Genomic DNA, 18,428 nt, shown 5'->3' on the forward strand with positions numbered 1-18,428 from the left:
TGCTCCCTCCTTTGGTAATTGGTAGTTGCGGTTGGCTGCTGGAGTATGCCTAATTTACACTGCGATTTCAACCTCTATTTTCGCTTGGCAATCAACCCTACTCTCTGTTCTTCAATCCAATAGATTAAGCACAATTTTTTGTACCTTAAATCATGCGAATACCGTCATAAACGATATAATCGGTTGACAGCAGTCACCCCTGTGATACCTGAGTATTTACTAAATTTTAATCGATCCAAGATTCTACTAATCAGAATATTGTAGTGATAACTACCTTTAATGTTTGATAACATTAATTTAGTTCAGATTGATAGACATCCGCGGCCAGTGCCACTACATTTGCTATGACCCCTTACCTAAAATTATATGACAATCAGACAAAACTAGCGACAAATATGGAGCCGATCGCCCGCTGCGACAATTCATGTAAAATCAGTTACGGGGAATTGCCAAGAAATATCAATTATCAGTGGTTTCGCACAAATGCCGATCGCTCTCAACACGCGGATTGTATTGCAGGTAGTCTCCGAGCCAGCGACAGCCGACTGCGAGCAGTTTGTCAAGTTCGGCAGCTTCTACTTTAGCAGCATCGAGACTCCAAAGCTTCACCGACGAATCTTTCCCGGCAGATGCTAAAGTTGTGCGATCGGCACTAAAACTCACACTCCACACATCCGCTTGATGCGCCCTAAAAGTTTGCAGCAAAGTACCGTCGCGCCGCCAAAGTCTCACCTTCCCATCCGTGCTGCCCCCTGCGAGCAACTTGCTGTCTGCACTCCAACTGACACTACCCAAACCTGCTGTAGAATCGTCGAGAGTTTTCAGCAACTTGCCGTCAGTATTCCAAAGTTTCACCTTCCAATCGTGACTCGCTGAAGCAATCATCTCACCGTCTGGCGAGAAATTGCATCCCCACACTTCATCTTTGTGTCCCAAAAGAGTTTTCTCAAGTTGAAACTGTGTTTTCCCGGTGCGTTTCCAAAGCTTGACAGTTCGATCTTGACTGGTGGAAGCCAACAGATTACCATCGGGACTGAACCTGACTGATGTAACTGGTCTAGTATGTCCTTTTAAAGTGTGCAGCAAAACGCCACCTACACTCCAAATCTTAATAGTGCGATCGGAACTAGCAGTAGCAATTAGTTGAGACTTGGGGCTAAAACTCGCGCTCCAAACTAAATCTTGGTGTCCTTTCAAGATTTGCTGCAAAGTTCCGTCGCTGCGCCAAATTATGACAGTTTTATCAAAACTTGTAGAAGCAATTAACTGACTGTCTGGACTAAAAACCACCTCAGTAATTGACTCAGTGTGTCCATGTAAACTCAAAATTAACTTGCCGTTAGGCTGATAAATTTTCACCAGAAATTTGTCACCTGCACTCACAATTAACTTACCATCCGGGCTGAAATTAGCCGTGTGTCCGTTAGACAAACGATTACGTTCTCTGACTGCATTTAGAGTTCGGTGCAGTATATTTACTGTCTGTGTTTTGAGCGCTGGGTAAACTTCTATTTCTCGCAATTTTTTGCCCGCGCTGACTGCTGCGATTAAAGCTCCTAGCTGATCGTAGCTTAGGGAAATATCGGCGGTAGAGTTGAGTGCTTCAATGTAGGTAATTATCGCTTGTTTTTTTTGATTTTCAGCTTTTTGGGCAACTCGCTGCGCGTGCAGGAGGACGCTAGCAGAGATTGCGGAAATTGCAGCGAGTCCCAACAAACTAAATTGGACTGTTCGCTTGGCTTTTTGCTGAGCTTTACTCAAGACTAAATTTGCTTCGGTTAATATTTGCGAAGCTACTTTCTCTAGTTCCAAAGCTCTTTGAATTTCCAGATTTTCTAGTTCTTGGCTAGCTGATAGGAATTGATAATCGCGATCGCCCAAACTTTTGTCTGCCGCCCAGGTTAACGCTTCTGCGAGAGCTCTGCCTTGCAGCAAGCGGGAAGTGTCGGTGTGGTTGGAGGCTTCCCAAGCGCAGATCGACTCGGAGTAAGGCAGGAGCTTTGCTAATTCTTGCTGTATCCATTCTCGGTTAAAAACAGAGGCATAAATCGGGTTAAATACTCTCAGTTTACCTGCGTATTTGACGATTAAACCTGACAGTAACAGTTCCATTTTCTCGGAACTGTCTTTTGAAAAATTATCTTGACAAATTAACTCTTCTGCTGAATTTTTTGGGCTGTTCGGAAGAGTCAGATCGGCTAAGATTTGTTGGTAAATTCCTAGCAAACGGCCGGTGCGCTGGGGATTTCTCAGAAGGCGATCGCGAATTGTCTTGAGATGTTCCGGTTCGTCTTGAAATTCCCAGTTTTCCAATGCGCTTAACTGCACTAATTCAGCAATGAATAATTGACAGTTGGCTGGGCTATTGCAGTTGCTGCTGGTTTGTGCTGCTAACTTCTGAGCAGTTAATTGACAAAGTTTTTGAGTGAGAAATGGCTGTCCTCCCGTCCATGCTAAGATTTCTTTGAGAATTTCTTGGGAATTGTCGATTTTTTCTGGCCATCCTCTGGCTAAAGGTGCGGCTTCGGTAAGATCGAATCCTTTGAGTTCAATGGCGCGGCCGATATTAAACGGAGTTCTGGTTTGGTCAGAGATTAAATCTTGAGGAGTCGCAACTCCAAATAAGGCAAAAGTTAGGCGGTTGTATTGGGGATTTTCGGCACGTTTGTTGTAGCAGCCGCGTATCCAGGCAAAAAAGTCGTCGCTGGAGAAGTTCAGGGAGAGAATGCTGTCAATTTCGTCGATAAAAATTACGATATTGCGATCGCTCGCAGGAAGCAATACTTGTTCGATAAATTCATTTAATCTAACGACTGGCGGCAAGTGTTCTCGATCGCGCCACCAAGTCCTGACATTCATTTTAATTTTAAAGCTGTTGGCAAGAGTGGCTGTAAAGCCCGCATACCATTGCACCGGAGTTATTTGGGCCGTGCCAATTCCTGTGATGTCAACAATGCCGCAGGCAATATTTTCTGCTTGCAAGCGGCGCGCTGTTTGCACCCGCAGACTCGATTTTCCCATTTGTCGGGAGGTGAGCACGTAGCAAAAATCGCCTGCTTTTAACGAGTCGTAAAGTTCGCTATCTGCTGATCTGGTGACGTAGGTAAGAGCATTCGCCTGCAAACTGCCGCCAACTTGATATTCAAATTCTGTCGCTGGCAAATCGGACACGGGAAATAAAGGGGAAGCAGAAGGAAGTAATTCTATTTTAGCGGACTTTGCCCCAAGCTCAACTTCAATTTGAGATAATTGGTTTTGTTGCGATAATATTTCGATCATAATTACTTCTGCTTCCCCTTTATTTTAAGCAATTCTCATTAGAAACTCTAAGATGTTCATGGGAGGAACCTCGGGGGGCCGGGTTTTGTGGGGCGATCGCACTGAGTTGAATAAAAATGACTGTTGAGGAAAGTAAGCGAGGGTTTCCATGTGCGGTTTGCCGAACTAGATGTGTTAACTCTATAGACGGTGGGGCGATCGCACTTTCAGTACAATGTCAGTATTTCAACCTGTACATCTGTTGAGTCTGAATATCTCCAGGCGTGAAATTAGCTCTAATCCTGTGGCTGTCGCGATCGGAGGTTTGTTAAGGGTGAAGCGGTGCGAGGCTCAGAAGTAGACAGTTCGCGTATTGGCACAAGGGAAGAAGGGGAGAGGGGAAATCGAGCCGTCAAAAATTAAGATAGAAGATCATGACAGCACCAGCAGCAATATCACCCAAAAGAATGATTTATCGACAAAAACTTGTGTGTTATCTTTACTAGGTAATTATATACATAAATACTTTTACCTAAAAGGAGAACAAAAAATGGACACACCTACAGATCGCGAACAAGAACCAGTCGGGACAAGAGAACTCGAATCAATACCTGTATCTGGAACAGTTTCGGGCCAAAAAGCTACTGATGTTAACTTTGAAACGACTCCTTTAGAAACGCCTGCTTATACTCAGGACAAAGTTAGCGTTGAGGAGTTGAAGATTAACGGCGAGGATTTGGTTGCTAAAGTTAAAGAGTTGATTCACGAAGGCAATATCCGCCGCATCATTATCAAAAATGAAGAAGGACGGATCTTGGTAGAAGTTCCTCTGACGGTGGGAGTAGTCGGCGGAGTGATCGGTGCGGCTTTGTTTCCAGTGATTGCAGCAGTAGGCGCGATCGGTGCATTAGTCGCTCACATGACCATCATCATTGAAAGAAAAGATTAAAAAACCTCAGTTGTCAGTAATGCTGATGTCCGGTTAATTTCCTGCAATAAAGCTTGTTGGTAGTGAGTACGATCGTACTCTCTTGATGGATGAGAAAAAACTTGCCTTTATTGCTGCTAAAAACTTAATTGTGGTTATCTAACCGGACTTAAACAAATTTCAAGCCCAAACTGGCTTGATAAATAGATGGCTAGTAACTGTTACTATTCCCTTCTTTTTTTGCCCGATTTCTCTGATGTATTGTCTTCCCACTCCGGCAGTAAAGTTGCCACTTTTAAGGGTGCCATGAATTATCTCTGATCAGGCTAAATCCTCGACTAATCTTGCTTTGGTGACACTGATTCATTACCTCCAGCCGACATTGATTCATTTCACTAAATGACCAAGGCGCTGCCGTTAAAAAATGGTGTAATTTGCGGTAAGTTACTCCGACGGCTTTTCCAGCCATCTGCGACAGTTTTTTTCGCTTATTTTTTCTCAATACTCCGCCTAAATAGTTCCTAAACTCCCGTTTTTGGGCTTGATGACCACAGATATCGTCAAATCTTTGACAAAATTGATCAAAGCAGGGGGCACCGCGGCAGGGGTTGTCTCTTTCATTGCTCATTTTTTAAGCTTATATGCTTGCAGAGCAAGCATTATAAATAACTCAATTAGCCCGTATTCTTTTGTTCAAGTCCGGCTAATTCTATTCCTTTGGGGACTCCGACAATCACTCTAGGGGTAGAGCCTGGTTACTACCTTGGCGAGTTAGATTGGATACAAATGAAGGAAAAACCAAAAGTTCTCTAAACTCCCTAAGCTGAAAGCTGTTAAGCATTTAAACTGGTATGAGCCAAACACCCAACGCTTACACCTGATTCTTGACAGTGAATCGGAATAAGTGGTTTAAATGCTGAACAGGAGATGCTCAAGTTTTCAAACATAAGCATCTCCTACAGACAAATATTTTTTGAATAGTTGTGACGAAGATAATTGTCAGGAACTCAGGGCTAAAGCCACTGAGCTTGTAAGACGAAAGTTGAAGCAAGCTATTCTGACCAGCCTAAGTCTTAACTGACTACGTTATCTGGGTCACGATACCGGAGAATGCGACGCTAGTTTTCCGCCCTATCGCTAGTGGTTAAACAGTCTTAAAGTCACTGAGACAGTGCTACTAGCCCCTAACAAGCCCTAATAACATTGGCGAAGCGAACATCACCCCGCAAGGGAGAGGTAGAAATGCCAAACATTATGCGTACAGGATTGCAAGGCTTGAGATGGTAATTGTCCCATCGAAAGTACACCACAAAAGTACACTCCCGCTAAGCAATCCCAAGGCGGTAATGGAAAGATTCAAGGCGGTTTAAACCGCCGGGTTGTTTTCCTCTCAGGACTAAAGTCTCTGAGTTTCCCACTTACCGAGTTTTTTTATGAAACCTAACGAAGAAAATAGCTCTAACCGTGAAATTCATCAAGAAGTTCACACCGATGCAACTAACGGTCATGTCAGTACAACACGAACTACTACAAGTGTTCCGAGTACAACGGGGAAGGCTTCTAAAGAAGCAGCTCATGATCAAGGTTATGTACAGGGTCAAATCGCGGAAAACCACCGCCAAGCTGGAGTCCAAGAAGTCCGCGATAATGAGAATGCAGGTCGCGGGTTACTGTTAGGGATTCTTCTTGCTTCTTTGGCAGGCTTAGTTCTGGGCAGTGTATATTACTTCAATCGGGGTGAGGAGGCTCCTACTCCTACTCCTGCTCCTGTGATTGTTGTACCGAAAGCGAATCAGCCTTCAGCAACACCTGCTCCGACTCGGATTATAGAGAGAGAAAAAACGATCATTGAAAAGAGTGTTCCGGTTCCGGTTGAACCATCTCCAGTTCAAAAGGCTACGCCTGCTCCTCAACCAAGTCCAGCTCAAAACGCAACTCCGACTCCTCAAGCAAATCCGGCTCCCAATACCAATATTACGGCTCCAAATTCACAGCAGCAAGATGCACCCGCTCAGCAAGCAGCGCCGTCTCCATCTTCGCCGTCAAATAATACTAATACTACGGTTCCGAATTCGCAGAAGGAGCCAGCTTCCACTCCAGCAACTCCAGCACCTGAGAGTTCAGCTACTCCATCTCCAACTCCAAATGATGGCGCTTCTGGAGCAGGTACTAGCGGCAAAACTAATACGGAAAGCCAGACTGATTCTAATCCTACGGGTACTGCTGCACCTGATAGCAACTCCGGCGCAGAGGGTGCGGCTGGTTCACAGAAATAGAAGTTGGATGTCGAATTAGTCCTTCTGGGGTTCAAACCCCAGACTCATAGCTAAAGTCCTTTGAATAGGACTTTTTTTTATGGTTTAAACTGAGATATTGCACCATTGTCAATCAGCCTGCTATGGGCGGGATCTCCTGCCCAACCCCTACTCCCCACAAGAAAACTTATTCTTTGTGGAACAGGCCCGAAAGCCTGTTAAGCGAGAATGATACAACATCTCAGACTAACCGGACATCGTGGCTGAACTCAAGGAACCAGGTTTGTGCAATGGAAAACTTTTTAAGATTCTGCCAACCTATGCTAAGAAACAGCTTGGTGAGCTAACTTAACTTTTCCTAAAGCCATCTTCCTGCTGTCAAAGAGTTTCATAACTCCCGAAGAGATGGTTTCGATGACATCAGGAGCGCAGTAAGACAGAAACTCTTCCGACGAAATACGCTCTGCAAAAAAGTCTTGAGCTTTCTTCAGGAAATTTTCAGTTTCAGCAAAGCCGATAGATTTGATAATAAAGGTAGCTACGGGCGAGTTTTTAATATCATAGGGAGATTCTTGATTGCGTCCTATTGCTAACAAATCTAAAACCTCTTTTTCCAACTGACTTTCTAAGGGGTAGGCGATTGGTCGGTTGGGCAAATAATCCTCTAAAACTGATGTTTTAAATCCTGGTGCGCGCAATTCTCCCATCATTGTTGAAAGGGGAATGTCGCGGCCCAAACGGTAGGAAAGAGCTTCTAAGATGGCGATGGTAATTAGTTTTATTCCTAGATAAAGTTTGGCAGCGGCGATATTTTTTCGTGTTTGGGCAATCATGTAAGTGTAGGTTTCATCGTCCGGCTCTTGCATAAATTGCTGGAAAACCAGTTCTGGTTTGAGGAAGTTTAAAAATCCTTCCATTTTTTGCAGAGATTTGCGGTATCCGCCAACAGTATAGGAATTGACATTGCTCAATTCGTGATTAGTTTCCGGCATCAAGTTCCAGGTATTGTCTAAGAAATTAGAGGAATTTGGAGAGGCAAAATTCTCTACATCCCGATTTGATAGCCTCACAGAACGCTTGACAATTTCTACAGTTTCGGCATCAGTCCATCCAAAATCAAAATCGCGATTTACATTTACTAACCGCTGGTACAAAAGTTCGATCGCACTGAAGCCGGAGGGCGAAAGCGGACGAAAAGGAATAGTAGCTTCGATGCAGGCGGAGATTTCGGCGATCGTACTAGCTGGCAAAAAAGGCTCTAAAGATTTGGCAGCAATCACGGCGCTCAAAAATTCGTTTTGACCGGCAAAGGGAGAGAGAGTTTTACCGGGAACAAACCCAAAGACACTGGCCACAAGGTGATACATGGTATCGTCGGGCAGTTCGGTTTCATCTCTAATCACTAACTGCGATCGCACTTCTTTGACAAAAGGACAAAGGGCGCTGCTGATATTGAAACTTACGCCCTGATCGACTTGCACGTACACAAGGTCGTGAAATAGCGCAGCCAGCACCTCGATCGGATCGACTGACCCCCCGACCTCAAAAATGTGTTCCGACGTGTGAAAGTAGCGCCAAGGCCCTCTCATCGTTTGAATGATTAACTCAGCTATCTGTTCGAGCTTCGGAATGTCTGCTCGACCTCCCAATTGCTCGATCGACGCTACCAAAGCATCCAGACACCGTTTTTGTTCTCCGAAAAGCTCCATTTACGCACCTCCACTACATTCCCTGATCGTCTTGGACTTGATTGCATGGTATCAAAAGGTGCTGCGATCGTGCCATCACTCCTGACTCAAAAATTGCAGATAGTGAGCAGTACGATCGGGGGGGAAGATAGGAAGAGAGGGAGAGACCGATTGGGGAGAATTCAGAATTAAAAATTTGTGGCGATTCCCGCAACAAAAGCAATTTGTATCATCAATAACAGTAGATTGTAGCGGTTAGTCAAGAACCGCAAGCTGGCTAAATCTCAAAAAAAACGATTTCTCGGATCAACAGGGGTCGATCGGCTCCTGGGCAAGCAGAAACCGAGTTCTTAGCCCCCGCACGCTTTCCCCAGATAGATTTTCAGCTTTTAGAGAGATGTAAAAAGTCGATCGATCGCTGCACTATGATTAACAAGGAACTGAGCAATTTGGGAGACTAGGCGGCGTGAAATTCGTGTCCGATCCGCGGATAATAGTCAAAATCCGCAAAATGAACGAGCGGGTGCGGTGGCAAGAACAGGCGATCGTCGATCGGGGAATCGACCAAACTCGGATGGTTTTGGACGATCGAACAACAGACTCCCCAGAGTTTTCGTTTTTAGTTCTAGGCGACAGCGGCACGGGCAACCACCGCGGCCACAACCCCCAGCGGCAAATTGCCGAACAAATGCTCTCGCAGCGGGAAACTTGCCGTTTCGCACTCCACACAGGGGATGTAGTTTATCTAGTAGGTTCCAGCGAATACTACTTGCAAAACTTTATTCGCCCCTACCGAGAATTTATCGTCGGTGGCGAACATCCTTCTCGGATTGCTTACGATCGCATGGTGTTCAATTTTCCGTTTTTGCCAGTACCAGGAAACCACGACTATTACGACTTGCCCATAGTCTACGGCTTGCTGTCGGCAACAGCGTATCCGCTGCGGAAGCTGTTGGGTTCCAAATTGGATCTCGATGTTGGCTGGCACGGTTCCGATCGCGGCAATGCCTATGCTAAAGCATTTCTCGACTACCTGAAAGCTCACAAATTGCCGGGAGAACTCGATCGCCACCTAGACGCCCACTACACCGCCAGCACCAGCACAGGCCGCTGCATCCGCTACCAACCAGGACGCTTTACCCGCTTACCAAACCGCTATTACACGTTCCGCAGCGGCGGCATCGACTTCTTCGCCCTCGACTCCAATACTTTCAACGAACCCTTACCGATCCCGAAAACCAAACAGGGCGACATTCGCCGCCAAAATTTAGAAATCGAGCGCCAGCAGTTGGAACAAGAAAAATTGGCAATGCTCGAAATGTGCGATCGGCTAAACCCCGAAATTCCTTCAGAAGCCGAACAGCTAGACGACTTGGCCGCCAAATTAGAGCAACTTGACGAAATCCTGATTGATATTGACAAACAACTGTCCCCCGACAAAACAGCCACCGACGTGGAACAGCTCGAATGGCTCAAACAAAGGCTGATTGCATCTTGGCGTGATTCTGAGGTGCGTGGGCGAGTAATTTACTTGCACCATCCCCCCTACGTGACCGAGGCGACAAAGTGGAATCAAGCTCAAACTTTGGCGGTGCGGTTGCGTTTGCGCGAGGTACTCGACGCGGTGGCTGATGCAGTTGGGAAAGAGGCGGGCGGGCGTGCCCTAGTAGATTTAGTGCTAACGGGCCACGCCCACTGTTTGGAACACCTGAAGACTGGGGATACTGGACATGGCGACTCCGGCATTAATTGGATTGTTTGCGGGGGAAGCGGTCACAGCCTGCGCCGCCAGCGCCCAGAAGGCCCGGTGTTGGAGGAACCATCAACTCCTGAAGCTTATCGATTGGGGCGCGAACTGGGTGTCAAAACAGCCGGCCGGCGGGTAGCGGAATCTTTGCTATTTGTCGGCCGCAGCGGTCAAGGTTCCCACAAACGCCGTCCTTATTCGTGTTTGCGGATTGATGTTCTTGACGGGACTCCCCCCAAGTTCCGAGTCACACCTTTGGTTGTCGAACGATTTGAGGGGAAATGGCAGGAAATCGCGATCGAACCTTTTGTGATTTAACGAATGAGATTGCCGTCAGGATGGGGTTTTGCCGAAGCAAACGGCTTAATTCCTTAGTTTGAAACTCTAAAGATTCTGTCTCAAACGCGGAAATCTTCAATTTTTGCACTCAACTTAATTCAGGAGAAAAATTCAATGATTGCTAACTTAACCGCTACCGGCTGGGAAATTATTTATCACCGCGCCCATGCTTTGCTGGCCGCCCAACTGGGCGGACAGTGGAAGCGCTCGAAATCTCCGGTTCGCCTCTACGAAACCATAGCCGCGATTTCTCACCACGACGATTTAGAGAAAGAGTGGGAAGAACATATCTTGACTGAAGCGGGCGCGCCCTTAGATTTTACCTTGAGCACGGAAACTTCTGTGCCCAAAATGCGAGGATTGACGGAGAATTCCCTATATCGCGGGCGGTGGGTAGCAATGCTGATTTCTATGCACATGAGCTATCTGAACGAAGGAAAGCGGGGAGAGTCGAAGGAGCTCGACGAATTTTTGGACGAACAACTGGCCAACCAAAAAAAGTGGCGCGAGGAGATGAAGATTTCTAAGGAAGAAGCCCAATCAGCTTATGCTTTTTTCCAGTGGTGCGATCGGCTATCATTAATTCTTTGCAGCGGCGAGTTACCCGCCGGAGAACGGGCTTTAGAAATTAGTGTCGGCCCCGACGGAAAGCGCTACGATATTCTACAGCACAGCAACGAACTGGTGACTGTAACTCCTTGGCCTTTTGAAGACGATAAATTTACTGTCAACGTGGAAGCGTGCCATTTGGATAAAGTCAAGTTCGACAGCAACCAGGAAATCAAGGAAGCGCTGCAAAACGCTCCGAAAAAAATGTTAGAGTGGACTTTTGTTAAGTCTTAATTAAACCAAATAGCAGAAATACTGCACTGTTCCCGGTTCGTAGTGAGGACTTCAGTCCTTAGAAAAATAAGGACTGAAGTCCTCACTACAAACCAAATTGATTGTTGTCGTTCGACCAGACGTAATTTCACCAATTACCAATTATCAAATACCAATTACCAATCACCAATCACCAATTACTACCTATGAAACGTTCAGCGTGCCTAATTTTTAATCCCGTCGCCGGCAACAGCAACCCAGAGCAAGACTTAGCTAGAATCCGGGAACTTTTAGAGCCGTTTATTGACTTAGATATTCGGTTGACAACCCCAGAAATAGACGCAGATCAACTCGCCCACGAAGCAGTTGCTAGAGGAGTTGAGGCAATTATTGCTTCCGGGGGCGACGGCACATTATCAGCGGTTGCTGGTGCGATTGTCAGCACAAATATTCCTTTAGGAATTATTTCGCGGGGAACTGCGAATGCTTTTGCGAATGCTTTAGAGATTCCCAATACAATTGAAACCGCCTGCGCAAATATTTTGGGAGGATTGACGCGGGTGGTGGATGCGGCGATTTGCAACGGTGAAATGCCGATGGTTTTGCTAGCGGGAGTGGGTTTTGAGGCGGAAACTGTCGAATTAGCCGATCGCGACATGAAGACTCGCTGGGGAATGCTGGCGTACATTCTGTCAGGAATTCAACAGTTAAACAATTTAGAAAGATTTGAAGCCGAAATCGAAACCGAAGATAAAATTATCACCCTTACTGCTGTGGCTGTGACAGTAGCTAATGCAGCGCCGCCTACTTCCATTTTAGCACAAGGGCCGGCGGGGATTATTTTTGATGACGGCTTGCTGGACGTGACACTGGTTGCACCTCAGAATAAAGCTGGGGCGATCGCAGCCTCTTATCACCTATTACAAACAGCTTTGAGTGGCAATCCTACCGATAGCGACGATATCGGTTATTTGCGCGCCAAAAAAGTAAAAATCACTGCCGATCCTGCTCAAAAAGTGGTGGTAGATGGGGAACTATTCGGCATGACTCCACTCTCTATTGAGTGCATTCCGGGAGCTTTAACTATTTTTGTACCGCGAGTTGAAGTAGAGCCACTGGTGGAAAAACTCACAGGTTTAGGGGACATCGAAGTTACAATGAAACCCTTAACTTAAAGTTTTCTGTGGCACAAAAGACTTCTTGCAAAAATAGGTAGGAACAGGCAAGATGCCCGTTCCACAGAAAAAATAATTTTGTGGAACGGGCATCTTGCCCGTTCCAACATTTGATTTAAAGGACTTTTGCAAGAGATATAAACAACCAGAAAGACCGCCCGCGCGGTCTTTTCTTTTTATGCCTCTAAGATTTGGCGAATCCGGCGTTCCAAAAGTTCGAGATCAAGTCCACCTTCATCGCGGCTGATGCGGCGCACGGTGACGTTAACGTTGCTCAAATCTGCCAGCAAATCTTGGAGGATTTCTTGTTGCTGGCGAGCTTGAGTTATTTCGCGCGGTTCTTGCACCAAATCGCGAACGATCGTATCTTCTGCGCGGGAAGCCACGATCGGGTCTGCTTCTCCGTCTACGTGCACGAACGTGCGCCGACCAGGGCCCCGTTCTTCTTCTATTGGGATTACTGCTGTTACGCGATCGGATCGTACATATTTACCAAATCCGAGGTGGACTAAGACTGATGATTGTATTTTCATAGATAGCAAGTTTTATTTGTTAGTTATCTATATTTTAACTTTTTTAAACATGAGATAACAACTAATATCAGAGATGATTTTACTATAAAATATGTCGGCTATTTCTCTGTTTTATAGTTGTCATATTTAGTGAAATATGCTAATATTTGATGTAAGAGTTCAACGGTATCATATCCATTTCGGTTGGATCGGATTTTTTTAACCACAGAGAGCGCAGAGAACACAGAGAAAGATCGGAGAGATATGAAGAATTACGATGTTAACAGGTTTGATATTATTCATTATCTGGGTTGAATCAAATAACTAAATAAAATATGATTCCAGAGTCCTCTTGAGAGGACTTTCGCTATGAGACAGGGGTTTCAACCTCTGTCGGATTATTGGAATATCGCAAATCTCGGACTGTCGGTGCGCGACAGTTGGCTAATGCGTTAACATAGAATGAAAGCAATTTGCGATTTTGAGATTCGAGAATGATTCCCACCGATAAACAGGAAAGCCTAAATTATGCTAATTAGTCTCGACTTAGTTATCAGTCTCCTGACAGCGATTCCCTTCGGCACCGTCAAAGACAAGTTTCAGCGCAACGAAACAGTCATCAAATTATTAAAAAGATTTAACCTCGACCCCGATGCTCCGCCAGCCGATTTCGCGGGAGTCTATGTTTATACTTTAGTAGAATACGGCGCTGGCAAACCCAAGCAGATTTTAGAACTGTTTCGCCAAAAAGAGATTGAATCAGCATTTCGCAAAGCTTTCGAGTCCGATAGCCCAGCTATTTTAATTAAAGCTGGCGATGACTATCTGAATGAGAGTGCTTTAGGCAAAGAAATGCGAGATTTAGGCATTGACCCCCAACGGGAATTCATGGCGTTTGCGGCCGTGTTTATGGAAGTAGCAAAGCGGACGCGGACGCTGGGTGATGTGATGGTGGGAAATGCACTCGCCTCTTTGCAAAAACGCCTATCTATGGTAATGGATCGCATCGAACGCCTCCCCACTCTCGAAGGAATTCGCACCGAATTTGCACGACTGGAAGCTGAAGATTATCCCGCACTTCCCGCAGCCGAATCAAGCAATATTCAAAAGTCTAAAGTTTTTATTCTATCGCAACAAGTTCGAGGTTGGTTTGAAACATTAAGTTATCGGTTTGAGAAATATGAAATTTGGGAAGATAACTATTTTGAATGGATTATCAATGTTCCCGTCAGACGCAATCGGTACGATCGCATTTTAGTGCGCGGAATTGCCGGAGAAGCTGGACTCAGGGATATCTTAGCCCTGCGCGAGTCGGTGGAAAAACAGCGCACCGATGAAGGATGGTTAGTCACCGCCCGCCGCATCAGTCGCGCCGCGCGGGATGAAGTAGATAAACCAGAAAATCGCGATCTAGCTTGCTATACTTTTGATGAATTACTCGACCAAGATGCCGATTTTACCGCTTATCTGGATTGGCTAGAAACAGAAATTACCAGCCGAGAAATTGATACCAAATATGTGCCGCTAGCTTGTACGAAAGAAGAAATTGACCCCGATACTCACCGCAAGATAGGCGTGAGTCATTATGACGGGCGAGATGGCTGGATTGAAGGTTATATTGACCTGTGGTTAGATGACCCCGTAAAAGAACATATTTCTGTTTTAGGAGAATTTGGGACGGGGAAAACTTGGTTTGCCATGCACTATGCTTGGATGGCACTGCAACGCTACCGAGATGCTCAAAAGCGGGGCTTAGAACGTCCGCGTTTGCCGTTAGTAATTCCTTTGCGAGATTACGCTAAAGCCGTTAGTGTGGAGTCGCTATTTTCCGAGTTTTTCTTTCGGAAACACGAGATACCTCTGGCGGGTTATTCGGCCTTTGAACAACTCAATCGCATGGGTAAATTTCTGTTGATTTTCGATGGTTTTGATGAAATGGCCGCTAAGTGCGATCGGCAAGAAACCATCAATAACTTCTGGGAACTAGCAAAAGCCGTGGTTCCCGGCGCAAAAGTCATCCTCACTTGCCGTACCGAACACTTTCCTGAAGGCAAGGAAGGACGGGCATTGTTCAATGCAGAACTGCAAGCATCAACAACCATTTTAACAGGCGAAACTCCCCAATTTGAAGTCTTAGAATTAGAGAAATTTAACGACGAACAAATTGGGCAAGCGCTGTCATTTCAAACAGAAGCCGCAACTGTCGAAAAAGTGATGAAAAACCCGCAGCTATTGGATTTAGCGCGTCGCCCGGTGATGACCGAGTTAATTTTGGAAGCATTGCCCGATATTGAAGCAGGAAAACCAGTAGATATGTCGCGGATTTATCTGTATGCGGTGCGGCGGAAGATAGAGAGAGATATCAAAGCAGAACGCACCTTTACTTCGTTAGCAGATAAGCTTTACTTTTTGTGCGAACTGTCTTGGGAAATGCTGTCAACCAACCAAATGAGTATCAATTATCGCGGTTTTCCCGATCGCATTCGCAGCTTGTTTGGTTCCATCGTGCAAGAGGAAAAAGACTTAGACCACTGGCACTACGACATGATGAGTCAAACGATGCTGATTCGCAATGCCGATGGGGATTATACTCCGGCGCACCGTTCGTTATTAGAGTTTTTTGTCGCTTATAAATTTGCAGCGGAATTGGGAGTTTTGGCCGCAGATTTTGCCGAATTAGTTGCGCCCGAACAGTCTTGTGTCAATCCTGATGCAGCGCCTCAAGAATACACTTGGTCTAATTATTGTCGGCTGCAAGCCCAGAAGAGAAATCAGAATGAACTTATCGCGCCTTTGAAAGGATTTGCGGCGGAAGATTTAGGACAACTTCTTCAAAGTTTCGGACACGCGCCGCTGACAAAAGCAGTGATGGATTTGTTGTTGCCGATGTTGGATGCAATTTCTCCCCCCTTGTTAAGGGGGGCTTTAGAGAAGTCGCCCCTACTGGAAATTCTGGAAGCAACGCGGGGAAAAACTGAAAGTGAGGTAGGTTATGTGGGAGGGAATGCGGCGACGCTGTTGGTGAAAATCGATCGCACTGCGTTAGAAACAAAAGACCTTTCTCGTGCAGTTATTTTAGGTGCTGATTTTACAAATGCGACGCTGCGTCACGTCAATTTTGCTGAAGCAAATTTAGCTAATTCTGCTTTTACTAAAATCTTCGGTAGCGTTCGATCAGTAATATTTAATCCTGATGGCAAACTGTTAGCTACAGGTGATAGTGATGGCGTAGTTCGCTTGTGGGAATTTAGCAGTCAAAGAGAAATATTGACCTGTAAAGGACATACCAACATCGTGGAGTCTGTCGCCTTCAGTCCAGACGGTTCGGTAGTTGCTAGCGGGAGTTATGACAAAACAATCAAGTTATGGGATGTCAATACTGGTGAATGTTTAAAAGTGTTGCAGGGACATACCGAATCAGTAATGTTTGTCACGTTCAATCATAAGGGAAATATACTCGCTAGTGGGAGTTTCGATGGCACGGTAAGGTTATGGGATATCCGCACGGGTGAATGCTGCAAAATTTTGCAAAACCATACTAAAGTTGTACTTTCAGTTGTTTTCCATCCTGCTGGTGAAATACTTGCTAGTGGAAGCGGCGACAAAACAGTGAGGCTGTGGAATATCGGTACTGGTGAATGTGTCAAAACTTTGCAAGGTCATACTAAAAATGTGTTTTCAGTGGCTTTCAATTCTGCTGGTGAGATGCTGGCTAGTGGAAGCGGCGACAAAACAGTGAGGCTGTGGAATATCGGTAGCGGTGAATGTCTCAAAACTTTGGAGGGACATTTGGGTCAAGTACGGTCAGTAGCCTTCAGTCCAAATGACGAAATACTCGCAAGTGGAAGTTACGATCAAACAGCGAAACTGTGGGATATTCGCACTGGTGAATGCTTGAATACTTTGCAAGGCCATTGTAATCAAGTAGGGTCAGTGGCTTTCCATCCTGCTGGTGAAATACTTGTTAGCGGTAGTTATGACCAAACGCTGAGGCTGTGGGATGTCAACACTGGTGAATGCTTGAATACGTTGCAAGGGCATAGCACTCAAGTAAGGTCAGTAGCCTTTAGTCCAAACGGTGAAATTCTTGCCAGCGGCGAGGACGAACAAACAGTCAGGCTGTGGGATGTCAACACTGGTGAATGCCTCCAAATCTTGCAGGGTCATCTCGATCGGGTACACTTAGTTGCCTTCCATCCAAACGGTGAAATACTTGCTAGCGGTAGCTATGACCAAACGCTGAGGCTGTGGGATGTCAACACTGGTGAATGCCTCAATATTTTGCTAGAGAGTGGAAAAGAAGTACGGTCGATCGCCTTTAGTCCTTCGGGTGAAATACTTGCCAGTGGTAGTTATGACCAAACGGTGAGGCTGTGGGATGTCAACACTGGTGAATGCCTCAAAACCTGTCAGGGGCATAACAGTTCATTATACTCGGTTGCCTTCAGTCCTTTGGGCGAGATATTTGCCAGTACAGGTTATGACGGAACGCTGAGGCTGTGGGATATCCATACTGGTGAATGCCTCCAAATCTTGCAGGGGCATACCGGTTGGGCGCGCGCGATCGCCTTTAGCCATAACGGTGAAATACTTGCCAGTGGAAGTGCGGATCAAACAGTAAGACTATGGGATATCAACAGCGGTGAATGCCTCAATATTTTTCACGGGCATACTGATTGGATACGTTCAGTTGCCTTTAGTTATTCGGGTGAGTTAGTGGCTAGTGGAAGTGTGGATAAAACGGTAAGATTATGGAATATTCGTACAGGTGAATGTCTAAAAATTTTGCAATGTCATACCAGTAGAATTAACTCATTTGCCTTCAATTATGATGATACATTGATTGCTACTTGCAGTCGCGATGGCACAATTATGATTTGGGAGATTGAGACTGGTGAGTGCCTCAAAATACTCAAAAGTGACAGACCTTATGAAAACATGAATATTACTGGGGTTACTGGTTTAACGGAAGTTGAGAAAGCGACGCTCAAAGCTTTAGGGGCTGTTGAGAATTAATCATCGCAAAGGAGGAAGTATGCAGTCAGCAATACGGATTACAACTAAAGTTCTTGCAGGAAATAAACTTGAAATTCAAGTGCCTCCTGGATCTGTGGGTGAAGAAGTAGAAGTGTTTGTGATTATACCAGAAAAGCCGCAAGGCGGGCGGCGTAAGGTGTTGGAATTGCTTACAGAAATCCGCAGCCGTCATGTTTCCAGAACTGTTGAAGAAATTGACCGGGAACTAGAAGAAGAAAGAAACTCATGGGACAACTAAACCTACCATCCTCTGCTACAATTTAATGGGAGCAAGTGGACGGTCAATCTAAAATATAAATTGAACCACCAGGAGGCAAAACAATGAATACTGCTAAATTATCGATCGCGGATGACTACCAGACAGTCATATTACCAAAAGAATTTCATTTTGCCGGAAATGAAGTGTATGTCAAAAAAATAGGAGATGTTCTTGTCCTAATCTCCAAAGAAAACCCTTGGAAAACTTTTTTTGATAGTTTGAATATGTTCTCCGACGACTTTATGCTAGTCAGGGAGCAGTTGTCCTTGGAGACGAGAGAGGCTTGTGAATGAGATTTTTACTAGATACTAACATCTGCATCTACATCGTTATAAGCTGTTGTACATTTAAACTGTGATACAAGCATTACCCTTGTTTTTAATTTTGCGTTCCCATTTGATAATCAAT

Annotated in this window: 11 protein-coding genes and 1 pseudogene; 8 read left to right on the forward strand and 4 right to left on the reverse strand. The window is 45.4% G+C overall.

What is annotated here, in order from left to right; all coding sequences use genetic code 11:
• Nucleotides 1–459: 459 nt before the first annotated feature.
• The gene (locus QUB52_RS18630; RefSeq protein WP_265234488.1) at nt 460–3,279 is read right to left on the reverse strand and encodes an AAA-like domain-containing protein; all 2,820 of its coding nucleotides are present in this window, start codon (nt 3,277–3,279) and stop codon (nt 460–462) included.
• A 529-nt stretch (nt 3,280–3,808) separates the two neighbouring features.
• On the opposite strand from QUB52_RS18630, the gene QUB52_RS18635 reads away from it, so the two are divergent.
• Nucleotides 3,809–4,207, forward strand: a complete 399-nt coding sequence (locus tag QUB52_RS18635) for a DUF4342 domain-containing protein (RefSeq protein ID WP_265234490.1) — start codon at nt 3,809–3,811, stop codon at nt 4,205–4,207.
• Nucleotides 4,208–4,387: 180 nt separating this feature from the next.
• Here QUB52_RS18635 and QUB52_RS18640 read toward each other — a convergent pair.
• A pseudogene (locus tag QUB52_RS18640) lies at nt 4,388–4,807 on the reverse strand (transposase); the annotation flags it as partial.
• 812 nt (nt 4,808–5,619) lie between these two features.
• Between QUB52_RS18640 and QUB52_RS18645 the strand changes: the two are divergent.
• A complete protein-coding gene (locus tag QUB52_RS18645; protein WP_265234491.1) occupies nt 5,620–6,462 on the forward strand; it encodes a hypothetical protein in 843 nt (280 codons plus the stop codon).
• Between the two features lie 302 nt (nt 6,463–6,764).
• Here QUB52_RS18645 and QUB52_RS18650 read toward each other — a convergent pair whose 3' ends face one another.
• Nucleotides 6,765–8,150 carry a hypothetical protein gene (locus tag QUB52_RS18650; RefSeq protein WP_332968093.1) on the reverse strand — a complete coding sequence of 462 codons (1,386 nt, stop codon included), beginning with the start codon at nt 8,148–8,150 and terminating at the stop codon, nt 6,765–6,767.
• Between the two features lie 490 nt (nt 8,151–8,640).
• Between QUB52_RS18650 and QUB52_RS18655 the strand changes: the two genes are divergently transcribed.
• The 3 genes from QUB52_RS18655 (at nt 8,641) to QUB52_RS18665 (ending at nt 12,212) form a co-directional block, all read left to right on the forward strand.
• Nucleotides 8,641–10,194, forward strand: a complete 1,554-nt coding sequence (locus tag QUB52_RS18655; RefSeq protein ID WP_332974166.1) for a metallophosphoesterase — start codon at nt 8,641–8,643, stop codon at nt 10,192–10,194.
• Nucleotides 10,195–10,329: 135 nt separating this feature from the next.
• On the forward strand, nt 10,330–11,058 hold the full coding sequence (locus QUB52_RS18660) for a DUF3891 family protein (protein WP_265234494.1): 729 nt from the start codon (nt 10,330–10,332) through the stop codon (nt 11,056–11,058).
• A 185-nt stretch (nt 11,059–11,243) separates the two neighbouring features.
• Entirely contained in the window at nt 11,244–12,212 is a 969-nt protein-coding gene (locus QUB52_RS18665; protein ID WP_332968095.1) for a YegS/Rv2252/BmrU family lipid kinase, read from the forward strand.
• A 176-nt stretch (nt 12,213–12,388) separates the two neighbouring features.
• Here QUB52_RS18665 and QUB52_RS18670 read toward each other — a convergent pair whose 3' ends face one another.
• Nucleotides 12,389–12,745 (reverse strand): hypothetical protein, encoded by a 357-nt coding sequence (locus QUB52_RS18670; protein ID WP_242717026.1) that lies wholly within the window; start codon nt 12,743–12,745, stop codon nt 12,389–12,391.
• Between the two features lie 507 nt (nt 12,746–13,252).
• Here QUB52_RS18670 and QUB52_RS18675 point away from each other — a divergent pair.
• The 3 genes from QUB52_RS18675 (at nt 13,253) to QUB52_RS18685 (ending at nt 18,313) form a co-directional block, all read left to right on the forward strand.
• Entirely contained in the window at nt 13,253–17,740 is a 4,488-nt protein-coding gene (locus tag QUB52_RS18675; protein WP_332974167.1) for an NACHT domain-containing protein, read from the forward strand.
• Between the two features lie 19 nt (nt 17,741–17,759).
• Nucleotides 17,760–17,999: a hypothetical protein gene (locus QUB52_RS18680; protein WP_332974168.1), complete on the forward strand. Its 240-nt coding sequence runs from the start codon at nt 17,760–17,762 to the stop codon at nt 17,997–17,999.
• An 83-nt stretch (nt 18,000–18,082) separates the two neighbouring features.
• Nucleotides 18,083–18,313 (forward strand): antitoxin, encoded by a 231-nt coding sequence (locus QUB52_RS18685; protein ID WP_332974169.1) that lies wholly within the window; start codon nt 18,083–18,085, stop codon nt 18,311–18,313.
• The last annotated feature ends 115 nt before the right edge of the window (nt 18,314–18,428 follow it).

It is taken from the genome of Microcoleus sp. A6-C6 (assembly GCF_036705955.1).
Taxonomy (GTDB): Bacteria; Cyanobacteriota; Cyanobacteriia; order Cyanobacteriales; family Microcoleaceae; genus Microcoleus.